Source organism: Fictibacillus phosphorivorans (genome assembly GCF_001629705.1).
GTDB lineage: Bacteria > Bacillota > Bacilli > Bacillales > Fictibacillaceae > Fictibacillus > Fictibacillus phosphorivorans_A.
The window spans coordinates 500,586-518,508 of sequence record NZ_CP015378.1 but is presented as its reverse complement, the minus strand read 5'-3'; the positions used below and the strand labels follow the sequence as shown (position 1 = coordinate 518,508).

Annotated in this window: 16 protein-coding genes and 2 rRNA genes; 5 read left to right on the top strand and 13 right to left on the bottom strand. The window is 42.7% G+C overall.

Annotated features, from left to right (window positions below; all coding sequences use genetic code 11):
* Positions 1 to 87 precede the first annotated feature (87 nt).
* The 3 genes from ABE65_RS02715 to ABE65_RS02705 form a co-directional block, all read right to left on the bottom strand.
* Positions 88 to 3,023, bottom strand: a 23S ribosomal RNA gene (locus ABE65_RS02715).
* Between the two features lie 193 nt (positions 3,024 to 3,216).
* Positions 3,217 to 4,766, bottom strand: a 16S ribosomal RNA gene (locus ABE65_RS02710).
* The 16S and 23S rRNA genes sit together here, the layout of an rRNA operon.
* A gap of 262 nt (positions 4,767 to 5,028) precedes the next feature.
* Positions 5,029 to 5,895: a nucleotidyltransferase-like protein gene (locus tag ABE65_RS02705; RefSeq protein WP_066391162.1), complete on the bottom strand. Its 867-nt coding sequence runs from the start codon at positions 5,893 to 5,895 to the stop codon at positions 5,029 to 5,031.
* 118 nt (positions 5,896 to 6,013) lie between these two features.
* On the opposite strand from ABE65_RS02705, the gene ABE65_RS02700 reads away from it, so the two are divergent.
* Entirely contained in the window at positions 6,014 to 6,379 is a 366-nt protein-coding gene (locus ABE65_RS02700) for a YgzB family protein (protein WP_066286256.1), read from the top strand.
* Positions 6,380 to 6,415: 36 nt separating this feature from the next.
* Here ABE65_RS02700 and perR read toward each other — a convergent pair whose 3' ends face one another.
* The 4 genes from perR to ABE65_RS02680 all read right to left on the bottom strand — a co-directional run bounded on the left by perR (position 6,416) and on the right by ABE65_RS02680 (position 9,859).
* Entirely contained in the window at positions 6,416 to 6,847 is a 432-nt protein-coding gene (perR, locus tag ABE65_RS02695; RefSeq protein WP_137792276.1) for a peroxide-responsive transcriptional repressor PerR, read from the bottom strand.
* Between the two features lie 107 nt (positions 6,848 to 6,954).
* On the bottom strand, positions 6,955 to 7,503 hold the full coding sequence (locus tag ABE65_RS02690) for a cob(I)yrinic acid a,c-diamide adenosyltransferase (RefSeq protein ID WP_066391160.1): 549 nt from the start codon (positions 7,501 to 7,503) through the stop codon (positions 6,955 to 6,957).
* A gap of 1 nt (position 7,504) precedes the next feature.
* Positions 7,505 to 8,455 carry a D-2-hydroxyacid dehydrogenase gene (locus tag ABE65_RS02685; RefSeq protein ID WP_066391159.1) on the bottom strand — a complete coding sequence of 317 codons (951 nt, stop codon included), beginning with the start codon at positions 8,453 to 8,455 and terminating at the stop codon, positions 7,505 to 7,507.
* Between the two features lie 294 nt (positions 8,456 to 8,749).
* Positions 8,750 to 9,859, bottom strand: a complete 1,110-nt coding sequence (locus ABE65_RS02680; protein WP_066391158.1) for an aminopeptidase — start codon at positions 9,857 to 9,859, stop codon at positions 8,750 to 8,752.
* 145 nt (positions 9,860 to 10,004) lie between these two features.
* Here ABE65_RS02680 and ABE65_RS02675 point away from each other — a divergent pair, with 145 nt between their 5' ends.
* Positions 10,005 to 10,184 carry an H-type small acid-soluble spore protein gene (locus tag ABE65_RS02675; protein ID WP_066391156.1) on the top strand — a complete coding sequence of 60 codons (180 nt, stop codon included), beginning with the start codon at positions 10,005 to 10,007 and terminating at the stop codon, positions 10,182 to 10,184.
* A gap of 27 nt (positions 10,185 to 10,211) precedes the next feature.
* Here the strand turns inward: ABE65_RS02675 and bcp are convergent, their stop codons facing one another.
* The 3 genes from bcp to ABE65_RS02660 form a co-directional block, all read right to left on the bottom strand.
* Positions 10,212 to 10,682 carry a thioredoxin-dependent thiol peroxidase gene (bcp, locus tag ABE65_RS02670; protein WP_066391154.1) on the bottom strand — a complete coding sequence of 157 codons (471 nt, stop codon included), beginning with the start codon at positions 10,680 to 10,682 and terminating at the stop codon, positions 10,212 to 10,214.
* Positions 10,683 to 10,747: 65 nt separating this feature from the next.
* Positions 10,748 to 11,164, bottom strand: a complete 417-nt coding sequence (locus ABE65_RS02665; RefSeq protein WP_066391152.1) for an ion channel — start codon at positions 11,162 to 11,164, stop codon at positions 10,748 to 10,750.
* Positions 11,165 to 11,265: 101 nt separating this feature from the next.
* The gene (locus tag ABE65_RS02660) at positions 11,266 to 11,811 is read right to left on the bottom strand and encodes an NADPH-dependent FMN reductase (RefSeq protein WP_066391151.1); all 546 of its coding nucleotides are present in this window, start codon (positions 11,809 to 11,811) and stop codon (positions 11,266 to 11,268) included.
* A 237-nt stretch (positions 11,812 to 12,048) separates the two neighbouring features.
* Between ABE65_RS02660 and ABE65_RS02655 the strand changes: the two genes are divergently transcribed.
* Genes ABE65_RS02655 through ABE65_RS02645 form a run of 3 tightly spaced genes read left to right on the top strand, consistent with a single transcriptional unit; the run spans position 12,049 to position 14,949 of the window.
* On the top strand, positions 12,049 to 13,095 hold the full coding sequence (locus ABE65_RS02655; protein ID WP_066391149.1) for an ArsR/SmtB family transcription factor: 1,047 nt from the start codon (positions 12,049 to 12,051) through the stop codon (positions 13,093 to 13,095).
* Positions 13,096 to 13,109: 14 nt separating this feature from the next.
* Positions 13,110 to 14,036 carry an ABC transporter permease subunit gene (locus tag ABE65_RS02650; RefSeq protein ID WP_066391147.1) on the top strand — a complete coding sequence of 309 codons (927 nt, stop codon included), beginning with the start codon at positions 13,110 to 13,112 and terminating at the stop codon, positions 14,034 to 14,036.
* Positions 14,026 to 14,949 (top strand): ABC transporter permease, encoded by a 924-nt coding sequence (locus ABE65_RS02645; RefSeq protein ID WP_082861255.1) that lies wholly within the window; start codon positions 14,026 to 14,028, stop codon positions 14,947 to 14,949. The genes ABE65_RS02650 and ABE65_RS02645 overlap by 11 nt, the downstream gene beginning before the upstream one ends.
* Positions 14,950 to 15,084: 135 nt before the next feature.
* Here the strand turns inward: ABE65_RS02645 and ABE65_RS02640 are convergent, their stop codons facing one another.
* The 3 genes from ABE65_RS02640 to ABE65_RS02630 are packed head-to-tail and all read right to left on the bottom strand — an operon-like array spanning position 15,085 to position 17,677.
* Positions 15,085 to 15,870, bottom strand: a complete 786-nt coding sequence (locus ABE65_RS02640; protein ID WP_066391146.1) for an ABC transporter permease — start codon at positions 15,868 to 15,870, stop codon at positions 15,085 to 15,087.
* Positions 15,871 to 15,876: 6 nt separating this feature from the next.
* A complete protein-coding gene (locus tag ABE65_RS02635; protein ID WP_066391144.1) occupies positions 15,877 to 16,668 on the bottom strand; it encodes an ABC transporter permease in 792 nt (263 codons plus the stop codon).
* Positions 16,661 to 17,677 carry an ABC transporter ATP-binding protein gene (locus ABE65_RS02630; RefSeq protein WP_066391143.1) on the bottom strand — a complete coding sequence of 339 codons (1,017 nt, stop codon included), beginning with the start codon at positions 17,675 to 17,677 and terminating at the stop codon, positions 16,661 to 16,663. The genes ABE65_RS02635 and ABE65_RS02630 overlap by 8 nt, the downstream gene beginning before the upstream one ends.
* Positions 17,678 to 17,923 lie beyond the last annotated feature (246 nt).

Genomic DNA, 17,923 nt, shown 5'->3' with positions numbered 1-17,923 from the left:
CTAACCATGACTTTCACCATGATTCTAAATTGTTGAGAGTATGTTCTCTCAAAACTAGATACGACGTTTCCAAACGTTATGCTTTTTAAGGATAAGCCCTCGACCGATTAGTATCTGTCAGCTCCACGTGTCACCACGCTTCCACACCAGACCTATCAACCTCATCATCTCTAAGGGGTCTTACTCACTTGCGTGATGGGAAATCTCATCTTGAGGGGGGCTTCATGCTTAGATGCTTTCAGCACTTATCCCGTCCACACGTAGCTACCCAGCTATGCCCCTGGCGGAACAACTGGTACACCAGCGGTGTGTCCATCCCGGTCCTCTCGTACTAAGGACAGCTCCTCTCAAATTTCCTGCGCCCGCGACGGATAGGGACCGAACTGTCTCACGACGTTCTGAACCCAGCTCGCGTACCGCTTTAATGGGCGAACAGCCCAACCCTTGGGACCTACTTCAGCCCCAGGATGCGATGAGCCGACATCGAGGTGCCAAACCTCCCCGTCGATGTGGACTCTTGGGGGAGATAAGCCTGTTATCCCCAGGGTAGCTTTTATCCGTTGAGCGATGGCCCTTCCATGCGGAACCACCGGATCACTAAGCCCGACTTTCGTCCCTGCTCGACTTGTAGGTCTCGCAGTCAAGCTCCCTTGTGCCTTTACACTCTGCGAATGATTTCCAACCATTCTGAGGGAACCTTTGGGCGCCTCCGTTACTGTTTAGGAGGCGACCGCCCCAGTCAAACTGCCCACCTGACACTGTCTCCGAACCGGATTACGGTCCAAGGTTAGAATTTCAATACAGCCAGGGTAGTATCCCACCGACGCCTCCACCGAAGCTGGCGCTCCGGCTTCTCAGGCTCCTACCTATCCTGTACAAGCTGTACCAAAATCCAATATCAAGTTGCAGTAAAGCTCCATGGGGTCTTTCCGTCCTGTCGCGGGTAACCTGCATCTTCACAGGTACTATAATTTCACCGGGTCTCTCGTTGAGACAGTATCCAAGTCGTTACACCTTTCGTGCGGGTCGGAACTTACCCGACAAGGAATTTCGCTACCTTAGGACCGTTATAGTTACGGCCGCCGTTTACTGGGGCTTCAATTCAGAGCTTCTCCCAAAGGATAACCCCTCCTCTTAACCTTCCAGCACCGGGCAGGTGTCAGCCCCTATACTTCACCTTGCGGTTTCGCAGAGACCTGTGTTTTTGCTAAACAGTCGCTTGGATCTATTCACTGCGGCTCTCTCGGGCGATAAACCCTATCAGAGCACCCCTTCTCCCGAAGTTACGGGGTCATTTTGCCGAGTTCCTTAACGAGAGTTCTCCCGATCATCTTAGGATTCTCTCCTCGCCTACCTGTGTCGGTTTGCGGTACGGGCACCTCTTTCCTCACTAGAGGCTTTTCTTGGCAGTGTAGGATCAGGGACTTCGGTACTAAAATTTCCCTCGCCATCACAGCTCAGCCTTCATGTTGGGCGGATTTGCCTACCCAACAGCCTAACTGCTTAGACGCACTATTCCATCAGTGCGCTCACCCTACCTTACTGCGTCCCCCCATTGTTCAAACGGAAAGGAGGTGGTACAGGAATATCAACCTGTTATCCATCGCCTACGCTTTTCAGCCTCGGCTTAGGCCCCGACTAACCCTGAGCGGACGAGCCTTCCTCAGGAAACCTTAGGCTTTCGATGGACAAGATTCTCACTTGTCTTTCGCTACTCATACCGGCATTCTCACTTCAAAGCGCTCCACCAGTCCTTCCGGTCTGACTTCGCTGCACTTCGAACGCTCCCCTACCCCTGTACCATACGGTACAAGCCATAGCTTCGGTGATACGTTTAGCCCCGTTACATTTTCGGCGCAGAGTCACTCGACCAGTGAGCTATTACGCACTCTTTAAATGGTGGCTGCTTCTAAGCCAACATCCTGGTTGTCTGGGCAACTCCACATCCTTTGCCACTTAACGTATACTTTGGGACCTTAGCTGATGGTCTGGGCTGTTTCCCTTTTGACTACGGATCTTATCACTCGCAGTCTGACTCCCGCGGATAATTCTCTGGCATTCGGAGTTTGACTGAATTCGGTAACCCTGTGGGGGCCCCTAGTCCAATCAGTGCTCTACCTCCAGGAATCTTGCCGCGAGGCTAGCCCTAAAGCTATTTCGGGGAGAACCAGCTATCTCCGTGTTCGATTGGCATTTCACCCCTACCCACACCTCATCCCCGCACTTTTCAACGTGCGTGGGTTCGGGCCTCCATTCAGTGTTACCTGAACTTCACCCTGGACATGGGTAGATCACACGGTTTCGGGTCTACGACCACGTACTATGTCGCCCTATTCAGACTCGCTTTCGCTGCGGCTCCGTCTTATCAACTTACCCTTGCACGGGATCGTAACTCGCCGGTTCATTCTACAAAAGGCACGCCGTCACCCGTTAATGGGCTCCGACTACTTGTAGGCACACGGTTTCAGGATCTGTTTCACTCCCCTTCCGGGGTGCTTTTCACCTTTCCCTCACGGTACTGGTTCACTATCGGTCACTAGGGAGTATTTAGCCTTGGGAGATGGTCCTCCCGGATTCCGACGGGGTTTCACGTGTCCCGCCGTACTCAGGATCCACTCAGGAGGGAACGAAGTTTCAGCTACAGGGCTGTTACCTTCTTCGGCTGGCCTTTCCAGACCACTTCACCTACTTCGTTCCTTTGTAACTCCGTATAGAGTGTCCTACAACCCCAGAGAGCAAGCTCTCTGGTTTGGGCTGATTCCGTTTCGCTCGCCGCTACTCAGGAAATCGCATTTGCTTTCTCTTCCTCCGGGTACTTAGATGTTTCAGTTCCCCGGGTCTGCCTTCTCATACCCTATGTATTCAGATATGGATACCATCCCATTACGGATGGTGGGTTCCCCCATTCGGAAATCCCCGGATCAATGCTTACTTACAGCTCCCCGAGGCATATCGGTGTTCGTCCCGTCCTTCTTCGGCTCCTAGTGCCAAGGCATCCACCGTGCGCCCTTTCTAGCTTAACCTTATATGATGTTTGCACATCAAAGATTCTTGCTTGGCGCAGATTAGATAAATCTATCTGCCTTGCATATTGTTTGGATGTCGATATCTAGTTTTCAAAGAACATCTTGAAAGAACATAAGTTCCTTCAAAACTGAACAAAAGAAGAATAGGCGTACTTACGAAACACACGAAGGTGTTTCATAATCTCCATAGAAAGGAGGTGATCCAGCCGCACCTTCCGATACGGCTACCTTGTTACGACTTCACCCCAATCATCTGTCCCACCTTCGGCGGCTGGCTCCCAAAAGGGTTACCCCACCGACTTCGGGTGTTACAAACTCTCGTGGTGTGACGGGCGGTGTGTACAAGGCCCGGGAACGTATTCACCGCGGCATGCTGATCCGCGATTACTAGCAATTCCGGCTTCATGTAGGCGAGTTGCAGCCTACAATCCGAACTGAGAATGACTTTTTGGGATTGGCTTGGCCTCGCGGCTTCGCAACCCTTTGTATCATCCATTGTAGCACGTGTGTAGCCCAGGTCATAAGGGGCATGATGATTTGACGTCATCCCCACCTTCCTCCGGTTTGTCACCGGCAGTCACCTTAGAGTGCCCAACTGAATGCTGGCAACTAAGGTCAAGGGTTGCGCTCGTTGCGGGACTTAACCCAACATCTCACGACACGAGCTGACGACAACCATGCACCACCTGTCACTTTGTCCCCCGAAGGGGAAAGCTCTATCTCTAGAGTGGTCAAAGGATGTCAAGACCTGGTAAGGTTCTTCGCGTTGCTTCGAATTAAACCACATGCTCCACTGCTTGTGCGGGCCCCCGTCAATTCCTTTGAGTTTCAACCTTGCGGTCGTACTCCCCAGGCGGAGTGCTTAATGTGTTAACTTCAGCACTGAGGGTGGAACCCCCCAACACCTAGCACTCATCGTTTACGGCGTGGACTACCAGGGTATCTAATCCTGTTTGCTCCCCACGCTTTCGCGCCTCAGCGTCAGTTACAGGCCAAAAAGCCGCCTTCGCCACTGGTGTTCCTCCACATCTCTACGCATTTCACCGCTACACGTGGAATTCCACTTTTCTCTCCTGCACTCAAGTCTCCCAGTTTCCAATGACCCTCCACGGTTGAGCCGTGGGCTTTCACATCAGACTTAAGAGACCGCCTGCGCGCGCTTTACGCCCAATAATTCCGGATAACGCTTGCCACCTACGTATTACCGCGGCTGCTGGCACGTAGTTAGCCGTGGCTTTCTGGTTAGGTACCGTCAAGGTACGAGCAGTTACTCTCGTACTTGTTCTTCTCTAACAACAGAGCTTTACGACCCGAAGGCCTTCATCGCTCACGCGGCGTTGCTCGGTCAGGCTTTCGCCCATTGCCGAAGATTCCCTACTGCTGCCTCCCGTAGGAGTCTGGGCCGTGTCTCAGTCCCAGTGTGGCCGATCACCCTCTCAGGTCGGCTACGCATCGTCGCCTTGGTGAGCCGTTACCTCACCAACTAGCTAATGCGCCGCGGGCTCATCTGTAAGTGTCAGCCGAAACCGACTTTCAAAAAGAAGAAATGCTTCTTCTCTTATTATCCGGTATTAGCTCCGGTTTCCCGGAGTTATCCCCGTCTTACAGGCAGATTACCCACGTGTTACTCACCCGTCCGCCGCTAAATCAGAGGAGCAAGCTCCTCGTCATTCGCTCGACTTGCATGTATTAGGCACGCCGCCAGCGTTCATCCTGAGCCAGGATCAAACTCTCCATAAAAGTGTTTGTCTTGCTCGATTTTAAAACTGACGGAATTAATTCTTAATTCCTTACCTATTTCTTTTGTTCAGTTTTCAAAGAACTGTGTGTTTCGTGTGTCGCTCGTTTTGGCGACTTTATTAGGATATCATCTTAAAAACAAGATGTCAACCTGTTTTTTTATCGTGTTTCCCGACTGCAACAATGTTTCCGTGTGTCGCAGCGACAAGAAATAATATAGCACGATATAGATAAACAGGTCAACACCTTTTTCAAAAAAACTTTATTCTTTTATTGAGTAGTAACGGTGATACAGGTTTTTGCTCTTGGTTTCCCGCTTGATTCCCTTAATATAACCCTTGTCTTTTAAGTGCGTAAGAATCATTGGAAGGTCGATCGCATAGTCTTGAACCTCTTCGTGCTCCATCAATTCATGATAAGCCCACTCATCTTTTTGTTTAATAATACCCAACAGATGATGCGCACCTAGTTTTGTTTTAGAAGAAAGGGAGAACTCTGATGCTAATAATAGTAGTTCGATTCTTTTATCAATCGTTTCTTCTCCTGTTACAAGCTCTTCATACAACTTAAAGATCTCAGGCTGAATCATCTTCACCTGGTTCCAAACTGTAACTTCTGGATAGTATCCATGCTCAATAACAGATAAACGAGCAAGATGGTGAAGAGCGTGCATGATGTTATTGAATGCATCTAAATAATGGCCAGAGTGAAAGAGTTCTTTTCCGTCGTTATAACGGCGAAGTAATTTTGCAAATTCAAGACCAATCTTATGAGTTCTCTCTTCAGCCGGAAACTCATGAAGTCGGTCTCTTAATCTTGTTATGTACTCATTTCGATTAAATAGGACTTTCCCGTTCATTACCCAATCAACCGCTCTTCTGTTCGTTCCAAGCATCAACCAAGAATTCAGCAGTTGTTCTGTCACGATGTGAAGCGCAGCTGAAGTAGACTCAAACTCGTAGTGTTTGATCATCAAAGGTTGATCGGATTCTTTTACTATAATAAGAAGTATCGAATCAAAGTGATCCGTGCCAGGGCTGAATGGTTTATTTTTCTCAACAAAAAGCACCCCTAATGTGTTTTCATTGCTTGCTCTCTCCTGATACAGCGGGCGTAAAATATCTTCCATGAAGGTCATCTCCCATTTTAACAAAATCCTGTTTGTTACTTTCAACACTAAATAAAGAAATCCTTTTTCTTTTCCTAAGAGTTCATATGTTATACTAATGAACGGAGGAGGGACAGGTATGATAAAGTATACGAGCAAAATTAATAAAATACGTACGTTCGCGTTAAGCCTTGTATTTATAGGTATTATCATCATGTATGCAGGCCTGTTTTTCAAGACAAGTTTTGTCGTTATGTCTATTTTTATGGTGATTGGTTTTATCGCAACGATCGCCAGTGCTGGTGTTTACTTCTGGATCGGTATGATTTCTACTCAGGCTGTACAGGTTGTTTGCCCGAACTGTGGAAAAGTAACGAAAGTACTCGGCCGGGTAGATGCATGTATGTCGTGTAACCAGCCACTTACGATGGATAAAGGTCTTGAGGGCGAAGAATTTGATGAAAAATACAACTCTAAACGCCAAATGCGCAAAGAGAATAGATAAAGCTGACTTACCGTAAAGGAAAGTCAGCTTTTTTTTTTAATGTTTTCTTTTGCAATCCGGGCATACTCCGTAAATTTCCATACGGTGTCGTCCTACATCAAAGCCTGTTACAGATTCTGCTAGACTCTCAACTTCATCAAGACCTGGATAATGAAAATCCACAATCTTTCCGCATGAGTCACAGATAATATGATAATGATCCGTCGTCACACAATCAAATCGGCTTGATGAATCCCCATAAGTGAGTTCTTTTACAAGACCCGCTTCTTTAAATACTCTAAGGTTATTGTAGACTGTTGCTACACTCATATTTGGAAACTTTCCCTCCAGCGCTTTGTAAATCTCATCAGCTGTGGGATGGGACATTGATTGGATAAGATGCTCTAAGATAGCATGACGCTGAGGTGTAATGCGTACACCCACTGATTTTAAGTTGTCGATTGCCGCATTTATTTTAGCGCTTGACATCGTCATGCACCCCATTTCTTTAAGAATTCTTACTTTATAATCGTTATAATTAGTCTACTGCTATTCTACAGGTTTTGTCAATTGAAGTGTATGTAAGACCTACTCTATTATGAATGATCTTCGTGTAGAACTGGTTCGTTCACTTTCATTTGTTGATTTACGTAACGTGCCGCAACAAAAAGGAAATCAGAAAGTCTGTTCAGATAAGACAACACAAGTGGATTCACACCTTCTATTTCTACAGCAATACGTTCTGCTCGCCTCGCAATTGTTCTTGCCGTATGAAGTGCACTTGCAGATGGAGATCCTCCGGGAAGTATGAACTGCTTTAAAGGTTTCAGTCCTGCTTGCCATTCATCAATCGTCTCTTCAAGAAATGAGATATCTTCATCTTTTAATTTCCATGCTACTTCTTTCCCTGCTGGAGTAGCTAGTTCAGCTCCAACATGGAAAAGGACAGTCTGAACTTTTTGCATAACCGTCGTAGCAGTCTCCGCCCATTCTTCCTTAGGCAGCAAACTTACACCAAATCCAATCATGCTATTTGCTTCATCACACGTACCATATGCGTCTACGCGTACATCATTTTTAGAAACGCGTTCACCAAAGATTAAGGATGTTGTTCCTTTATCTCCAGTCTTTGTGTATATTTTCATTTTAATACCCCCGGTCAAATGGAATGATATTGATCATCTCTTCTTGCTTATCTTTTCTAAATAGAGTTAGATTATCACAAAAGATCTCGATCGCTCTTTCTTGGTATTGAGGTGAAATCCCCGAAAGGTGCGGTGTCACCGTTACGTTCTTTAAATCCCATAAAGGGCTTTCCTCTTTTAGCGGTTCTTTTTCAAACACATCTAGAACGGCGTGGCCAATCTTCTCGTCTTGTAATACATGGATCAACTCTTCTTCATCTACCGTTTTTCCTCTTCCGATATTAATGAATACGGCGTTTGGTTTCATTAAAGAGAAGGCATTCTTTCCAACGAACTGATAAGTCTGTGGTGTTGATGGGAGCACATTGACGATAAAATCACTTTCTTCATAAAGCGTAGAGATTCCTTCTTTATCCACGATAACATCACAGTTTTCAGCCGGATGCCCACTTCTGTTAAACCCGATGGTTTTCATGTTAAAAGCTTTCGCAAGTCTTGCTATCTCGCATCCGATTGCTCCTGTTCCCAAGATACCAAGCGTCTTCCCGGAGACCTCAGTCATCGGAACTTTCCGATCCCAGATATGCTGTTTCTGATTTTCTAAAAGTATATTTGCTTTACGTGACACGTGCAGCATCATAGAGATCGTATATTCTGCCATAGGGGTTTTGTGGATGCCTCTTGCGTTGGTGATTAGAACACCTTGTTTTTCTAAAGCATTGAAAGGCATTTTATCAAGGCCGGCTGAAATGACCATGATCCATTTTAATGCTTTTGCTTCAGCGACCAACTCATCAGTAAGATCTTCTCCATAGGATACTAAGACTTCTGCTTGATTAAGATACGCCTTAGCTTCTTTCATATTATTATAAAAGTGAAATTCTTCTTCCGGGAACTTGTTCTTTATCTCTTCCTTTATCTCATCTCGTAAACGTGCGCTTGAAAGAATCATAAGAAACACCTTCTTTTCGTGTAATAGAAAAAGCGGGAACGTGCTCCCCGCTTTTTTAGTTGTTGCTGTTTTTTTTTTGGCTGTTTCGTATTAAAAAGCTTTTTAAAGGGAGTTGATTTCCGTTCCAGGTGCTTCGCTTTCCGCGGGGCAGGCGGTGAGCTCCTTGCCGCTTTGTACCCTTAAGTATCTCACCTGACCGCTTGTCCCGCAGGAGTCTCTCACCTTACACTCCAATCAACAAGCAATGAAGAAAACGAAATACCTCCAAAAGCAATAATACTTTGGGAAGAGCATTTATTTTAGGTTCTCAGGATTCAACCCTTGAAGTTCTGGCAGTACGAACAAGCCGTCTTTTCTGATCAATACATCGTCAAAGTAGATCTCTCCACCGCCGTACTCTGGACGCTGGATCAATACCATATCCCAGTGGATCCCTGATTCGTTTCCGTTGTATGCATCTTGATACGCTCTTCCAGGCGTGAAGTGAATGCTGCCGCCTATCTTTTCATCAAATAAGATATCTCCCATTGGATGCTGGATCAGAGGATTTACACCGATCGCAAATTCTCCAACATAACGAGCACCTTCATCGGTATTGAAGATTTCATTTAGTTTTTCTGTATTGTCAGAAGTGGCCTCCACGATTTTCCCATCTTTAAATGTAAGTTTTACGTTGTTAAACGTTGTACCGTGATAAGGGCAAGGCGTGTTATAGGTAATGGTTCCATTCACACTGTCTTTTACTGGTGCCGTAAAGACTTCACCATCAGGAATGTTATTCTCACCTGCGCACATTACGGCTGGGATGCCTTTGATCGAGAACGTCAGATCAGTTCCTGGAGACGTGATGCGAACTTTATCTGTTCTTTCCATCAATGCATGAAGTGGTTTTTGCGCTTCAGCCATCGCTTTATAATCAACGTTACACACATCAAGCACAAAATCAGTGAACTTTTCTAAGCTCATTTTTGCCATTTGCGCGAGACCTGTTGTTGGGTAGTTTAATAATACCCATTGGCGGTCGTTGATGATCATATTTTGAACAGGCTTATTAATCTCCGCTTTCATCTGGAAGATTTCACTTGGAACTTCTGAGAATTCTGCATCATTATTTTTACATTGAATGGAAATATACGCATCGATATCCTCAATACGTGTCAGATCCCATTTCAACTGTGCCTCAGAATGTTCTCTTGTTGACCCCATCATTAAAGCACGTGAAATCTCTTCGTCTGCAAGTTGTACGTATGGAAAAGCACCTAGTTTATATGTTTCTTGAACAAGTTCTTTTACAAGTGGTTTCCCAGCTAAGAATGAAGTTATAAGTACTTTTTGCCCTTTTTCAACCTTTAATGAATGTGTTAACAATGTTCTTGCCAACGTCGTTAATCGTTCGTCTCTCATTATGTATACCCCCGAAATTATCTGTTATAAAATTCACACTATTTCATTTTATCACGCATAAGCCATCATGCCTATTTATTAAGAAGCAAAAGCATAGTCTAACAGCCTCTGTTGCATACTATTTTCCGTGGAGGTGAATGAATTCATGAACGTATCACGTGCTCAACAGATCATTGAGTCTGAAAAAGAGATCGTAGTGCTTTATAACGGAACCCCTGTATGGCTTCAATCTGTTGATGAAAACAATCAAACCGCTAGAGCTTACACAAGAGAACAGCCGGATCACGAATTGGACATACCGGTTAACGAACTTCAGGAAAGTTAAAAAGCCCCGATTTCTCAGGGCTTTTTTCTATGACAGATTTTCTTCTATAAATTTCAATGCTTCTTCTACGTGATCTTTCACTTTCACTTTTCGATATTCTTTCGCGATGTTTCCTTCTCCATCAATAATAAATGTGGAGCGTTCGATTCCCATGTATTCCTTGCCAAAGTTTTTTTTCAGTTTCCACACATCGTAAAGTTCAGCAACTTTATGCTCCTCATCCGCTAAAAGGATGAACGGCAGACCATGCTTCTCGATAAATTTGTCATGTCTAGCTAATGGATCAGGACTCACCCCAAGAATAACCGTATTCTGTTTCTTAAAATCTTCATGACGATCTCTAAAATCACATGCTTGCGTTGTACATCCTGGCGTCATATCTTTTGGATAAAAGTAGAGGACCACATTTTTCCCTTTAAAATCTGTTAATGCCACTTCTTCTCCATTACTTGCCGGTAATTTAAAGTCTGGAGCTTTACTTCCTGTTTCTATCGTCATTGAGTTTAGACCTCCTTAAAGATTTATCTTCTTTAAGGGTAGCCTATTTCGTTATTTTTCAACAACTATTTTGCTGTTCTGTTGTGGTAAACAACTGAAGATAATACGAAAGCAATCGGCAGCAAGTACCCGATGAGTGCTTGAAGCGCGGCAATCCACCTTCCCGCTCCAACAGGTACGATGTCTCCGTATCCAACTGACAAAATCGTCGTGCTGCTGAAATAGATGCATGCTTCTATAAAAGAGAAAAAGTCACTCTGATTCAATTCTAGTTTTATAACGGGATAGCCCATTAGAGAGATAAGTGCATAAATAAGCCCAAATCCTGAAATGATTGTTCCGTACACGATGAACAAAATCAGCAGATGGCTCGCTGGCATGAGATGTTCCTTAATTCCAGGATGTTTAAAGAGCATCCATATACTCCTGATGATGAGACCAGCAGTTGTTAGGAGTAAGATTATTAATATAGCATTTTCCATTCTGTCCACCTCTCTTTATCTTATGAAAAAGGGGTGTTGAATAGGACAGCCTTATAATTAAAAAAGACAGTCTGCTTTTCACAGACTGTCAATTACAATTTTTATTTTACTTGGTTTACTGAGATCGCTTCTGTTAACTCTTTTAATTGAAGTGTTAATTCACGCACACGCGTTTGTGCCAATTCATCAACGAGTACGTTACCTTCATCAAAATTAACCGGATCTGCAACAAATTGATCTGGCAGTACTAAGCTATAGACGCCACGAAGCACGGTGCGAAGGTTGGTCAATGCGTTCATGCCGCCTTTACCGCCTCCTGCAGCAACAGCAATCGCTGATGGTTTATTCTTAAAATGTTTTCCTCCTAAGAAATCAAGCGCATTTTTTAGAGCTCCACTTATTCCGCTATGATACTCTGGGCTCGTTACAAAGAATCCATCTGCTTGTTCTGCATACTCAGCTAATTTTTTTACCGTTTCATTTTGAGCTGTTGTAGCATCTCCTGTAAATAGAGGCAATTTATCCATTCCTACATCAAAATATAATACTTCCACATTCATCTGATTCAACGATTCAGCAGCGAACTGTGCAATTCCTCTTGTTCTTGATTCTGCTGTCGGACTTCCTGCGATAACCATGATTTTCATATGTATTTCCTCATTTCTGCTATGCAATGTAATTATGTTTATATCTTACAGGATAATGAATGCTTATTTATAACAAAAAGCTTTGACTTGTGAAAAATCAGGTCTTAAGTCCAGAAAATAAACATTGACTTATCACCCATTAGAATGTAAATTATTTGTAATTTTGGAAATACAAAAAACTAATTCGATCTTCAGCTAATCAAATTATAAATCATTCATAATGGAAGGAAGATGTAAATGGCACTAGTTTCAGTTGACTTTTCGCCTTTTAATGAAATGATAATGAGCCTCCACGTTATTCAGAATCCTGCTCACCACCCATATCGACTTGCATGGGCTGAAAAAGCAAAAAACAAATTACCACATGATCTTTTACTTTTAATTAAAGAATGGGGTCCGCTTTCTTATGACTGGATGTATTTCGTTAACATTCGAAACGAATTTCAATTTAATGAATCTACCGTTGAAGAGGCCATTGAACGTATAGCACTCATACCAGACTTAACGTTTTCCTATCTCTTGCTAGGTGAGAAATATGGAAGTGACTCTTTGCTAAAGTGGAAAAACAGTCCTGCATCAGCACCCCTTCACTCAATTGAACGAGACATTCTTTTACATGCTGCGCACTGGAAAAGGAAGTTTTGTGATTTCTTTTATGAATACAATCGTTACTTGTTTGCAGAAGAGCTTTTCAGAATTACGCCTTGGATTGCAAGAGCTTCAGACAATTTTAAGAAAGAACTGAGTGACTCGGAAATTGAAAGTTTAAACAGCATACATCCTGATGTTTCAGTAAGTTCTGATTCAATAAAAATTAAAAAGAATGATGTTTACACGTTTTCTTTTGAAGAGTTTCCTAGACTCATAATTCAGCCATCTACATTCGCTACACCACACGTCATGCTTTGCTGCAACCAAGACCGTGTTAGCATCGCACTCCATGTTGCTGTACCCGATTCAGAAAAAAACCATGAACCACCTGAGGATTTAATGACATTATTAAAGGCACTAAGTGAACCAACAAGACTTAAAATTCTGCAAGACTTGCTTCACCATCCTTACAGCACGAAACAACTCGCTTATAAATACCATCTCACTGAAGCTACTGTATCCAATCATTTAAAGCAGTTGCTTTTATGCGGTTTAGCCGAAACGCAAAGAAAAGGTTATTACGTTTTTTACACCGGTAAGCGAGAGAGACTGGAATCACTTCGTACAGATGTCGCTCAATTTATGCAGCAGCCAGTTTTAGACGAGTACATTTTCACGGCTGACTTAACGTGAAAGGAAACTAAGTCATGAAAAAATTAGTAGTATTAATGAAACATTATCTATTGCTTTCCATAGGTGTTATATTACTCTCAGCAACACCTTCACTATTTGCTGGAGAGGACACGTTGAAATTCAGCCTGTTTCGTTATGGACAGACTGTTATCGAAACCATAGTCCAACTAACTAGACCACATTCATTAACTCTATACACACAAACTCAAACACTCGCCTTTCCTAAAATGCCCGTAAACCGCTCTGTCGTGTTTCTCGATCAAATAACGGAAAGAGCTCTATTTCCAGAGATTTGGGGTATTGTCATCTATACTGTCGGTCTCATCTTAGCTAGTTTTATAATTGCTATCACTATGGCTTTAGCACTTGGTTGGATGACGGAACTTCTTCCTTCATTCTTAAAGCAAGTACTTTTAAAATACTGCAGTCTTCTAGAATCATTACCAGATTTGTTCTTTGTTTTTTTCATACAGTTATTCGTTGTGTGGATTTATAAACAAACTGGGTGGCTTGCCGCAAATCCTTTTACATCCAGCAAAGAACCTGCACTTTTGATCCCACTTGTAACACTCAGTATTGTACCTGGTATCTATTTGTTTAAAATACTGTTATTACTTTCAGAGACAGAGATGAATAAGGATTATATCACCTTTGCTCGTTCAAAAGGGATCAGTAAATCTGTTATTATATCTAAGCATCTTTTAAGCAATACCATCTCTGAACTGAGTGTTCACTTTCCGATCGTGATGCTTCTATTATTCAGTCAGATGGTCGTCTTAGAATACCTTTTTAAAATGAACGGTGTTATTAAAATTCTTTTAAGTGAACAGCCTTATGAAACGAAAGCCATGCTTTTACTGCTCATTGTCATTCCATTATTTGCAGCAGTTAAAAGTGTTCAATACGTGATAATTAAGAGGAGGTATATTCATGCTGAGTAAAGTACCTCTTTTCTTTACAGGTCTCTTCTTACTGCTGTTCATTGTATCTGCAAGTATTGTCTTTCCATTAGTCCTTTCTGAACCTGAAATAAACCCATTTAGATACTCTGTTGCATTAAAAAAGTTAGAGATTCCGCCTTATAGTCCTTCTAAAGAGAATTGGTTTGGCACAGATCGTTATGGAAAAGATTTATTTTATAACTTAATTGACGGTGCTAAATATACGATTCTTTTTGCCTGTATCATAACGATAGGACGAATCTTTGTTTCTTTTATCTTGGGATTGTTTTTTAAACGCTTGTTTAAAAGCAGCTGGTTTAGCGATCTGATACAAAGCTTTCAATACGTTCCACAATCCCTTATTGTACTGCTTACTTTGTCACCTTTTCTTTTTTACGAATTAAGAAACGAGCCTATGTTTACAACTTCAGAGACATTATTTGTTCAGTTGCTTGTTCTTATCGCAGTTGGTGTTCTGCAACTTGGGAAAATAATCGCTGAGACGACTGAACTGCTATCTAGAACGGAATATGTTAATTGTTCCAAACTCATGGGTGCTTCTTACTTTCAAATCACAACAAAACATATTCTCCCCCATTTATGGCCACGACTGATTGTTATAGCAGGCCGCCAATTTGCACATGTTCTTACATTGATGCTTCATTTAGCAATCTATCAGCTTTTTATTGGAGGTGTGCAAATCACTTCCGGTCAAGAACATGACCAATTCATCAATTATGCAACAGTCTCTAATGAATGGACTGGACTGATTTCCGCCTATCACAAGGAACTCATGCTTGAACCTTTTATCGTTTTGGTTCCTGTAACCGCCTTCGCGCTTCTTGTGCTTTGCATTAACATGATGACGAAAGATCTTGAACATCATGTTAACAAACGATCTTTGTTTAAATGAACTAGCTGTTTTCGTTTCCTTGTTGCTTTTTGAGAGTATTTCCTTTTCAGGTAACTCGTTTACGCAAAACAAATCTAGTATCAATTGATGAAACAACAAAAAACCGCTCTCCCTCTGAAGGAGAACGGTTTTTCTTTAGTTACCAGCACCTCTATACTTCGTCACCCCAACGTTCCATAACGTTACAGCGATTAAGAAAAACACGAGTCCAACAACTGGTGTTAAGAACGCATACGTATACCACTCTTCCCGTTTTAAAAAATAGGAAGACGGATATACACCGACAAACGCGAATGGAAGGATCCACGTTAACACATACTTGATCACTTTGTTATAAATATCAACCGGATATCTTCCATAGTTTCCGATGTTGTACATCATCGGCATAATATCTGTTCGGGAATCTGACCAGAATCCAATCGTTGCAAGCGCAATAAAGATACCTGCATAGACGAGTGCTCCACCTATTACTAATAGAATGAAGATAAACGGATCGTACCAACTGATCTCAAGCCCAAGTTTATCACCTGCATAGAACATAACAACTAATCCTGTTACTACACCAAAAAGTGATTCTAACTCCATTCTTTCGAGTACAATTTGAAAAAGACTATGGACCGGTCTTGTTAAGATACGATCCATCTCGCCTTTTACAATATATCTGTCTGTAAAATCCCAAATATTAAAGAAAGAAGCAAAGATCGAGAATGGAACTAAGAAGAATCCGTAAATAAAGATCATCTCATCCTTACTCCATCCGGCAAGTAGGTTTGTATGGCCGAATACGACGAGGATAAAAACTAAATTTACTGCTTGAAATAATAGATCTGAAAAGATTTCGACTATCATATCGGCACGATACGTAAGTCTTGTTTTTAAATATTGTCCAACGTATTGAAAAAAGATTGAAATATACTCCATCTGCTATTAACCCCCTTGAACCACAAGCTGTCGCTTCGCTAAAATCCAAAGACCATACACAGGAATGATTAAGAGAAGCGACCAAACCGCTTGGTTAAGAAGGGCTTCATAGATCTGTGAGCCTTTAAACCCTTCAGTAAAAATCATACTCGGGATATAGCTGATCCCTTGAAACGGTAAATAGCTCATCACGTTCTGAGCCCACATCGGATAAAAACTGAGCGGTAAGATAAGTCCTGAAAACAAATCGATCACAACACGTTTCGCACGAATCAATCCATCATTGTTAAATAAGAAGAAAGTTGCAATTCCTGCTAATAAATTGATCTGTGTGTTGATGATAAAACTAAACGTGATCGATAGGAAAAATAACAACCATGTACTTGCATTCGTGGAGAGCTCAATAGGAAACACGAGCGCAACGATAATCATTCCAGGAACAGAGAAGAATAACAGTCGGAAAATCCCTTCACCCAGTCCCTGCATCATCTTCATGTTTAAATAAGGATAAGGACGAACCATCTCTACGGCCACTTTTCCCTCTTTTATCTCCATCGCAATCTCTCGATCGATGTTGTTAAAATAAAAGGCTCTCGCCATCCATGCGACAGCAATATACGTAGTCATCTGGGTGATAGAAAGACCTTGTATGTTTTCTTTGCCTCCATAGATGGCACTCCATAGAAAGTAGTAAGCTCCAATATTGATGCTGTATATGAGAATTCCACTGTAATAGTTAGTTCGGTATGCGAGCATCATTAAAAAACGGATGCGAATCATCTCGATATACTTACCCATGACGAACAGCACCTTCAACATAAATATTTCGAATGATCTCTTCTGTCGAAATCTCAAGGATCTTCAAGTCAGCAATCTTCTTAGCCGCTGTCACTTTACCGATGACACCTGAAATTACGGTCTCGTCCGCTTCAACAGAAGCAACCCATACTAGATCACTCTCGCCTTTTTCCCAAACCACGAGATGTTCTTGCGTAAGATGCTGTAACTCTTCCATCGTTGCTTCTTCACTAAACTGGAATTGAATCTGCTTTCCTTCTGCCCAGTTTTCACGAAGTTCTTTTAGCGGTCCATCATAAATGATTTTACCCTCATCGAGCATAACCACTCTTTCACAAAGGGCTTCAATGTCAGAAAGATCATGCGTTGTTAAAAGAATCGTCGTCCCGTATTTCTCGTTGATTCTTTTTAAAAACTCACGGATTTTCAGTTTCACGAGCACATCAAGTCCGATCGTCGGCTCGTCCAGAAACAATAAAGGCGGATTATGAATAAGGGCTGCAGCCAGTTCACAGCGCATTCTTTGTCCAAGTGAAAGCTTGCGGACAGGCTTGTCGAGCAACGGCCCGATATCAAGCGTCTCAATTACATCTTTCATATGCTCTTCGTACTGCTGATCCGGAACATTGTAGATTTTCTTTAGGAGTCTGAACGATTCCTGAACGGCAATATCCCACCATAACTGCGATCTTTGGCCAAAGACTACGCCAATTGTTTTTACAAACTTCTCCCGCTCTTTATGCGGATTCATACCGTTAACGACAATTTTTCCGTCAGTCGGTGTGAGGATCCCTGTCAGCATCTTAATGGAAGTCGATTTACCCGCACCGTTCTCTCCGATATAACCGACCATCTCTCCTTTTTTTATCGTAAAAGAGATGTCATCCACTGCTGTCTTGATCGTATAGTTTCGTGTGAAAAGATCACGAAACGCCCCCTTCAGACCTGATCGGCTGGAGAAGGATTTAAATTCTTTTTTTAAACCTTGTACATCTATAATGTTCTGCATAGAAATGCCTCCGTAATTTTTTTCGCTATAAATGTTGTTCAAATAGTAGTTAATTTCCGCTCCAGGTTGCTTCGCTTTCCGCGGGGCGACCGGTGAGCCCCTTGCCGCTATGCGCCATTAAGGGTCTCACCTGACCGCTCGTCCCGCAGGAGTCTCGCACCTTGCACTTCAATTAACTTGTCAAAGAAGAGAATGAAAAGAACTAAAAGTAACTTATCTTTAGAAAAGAGCTTTGAACAAAAACTG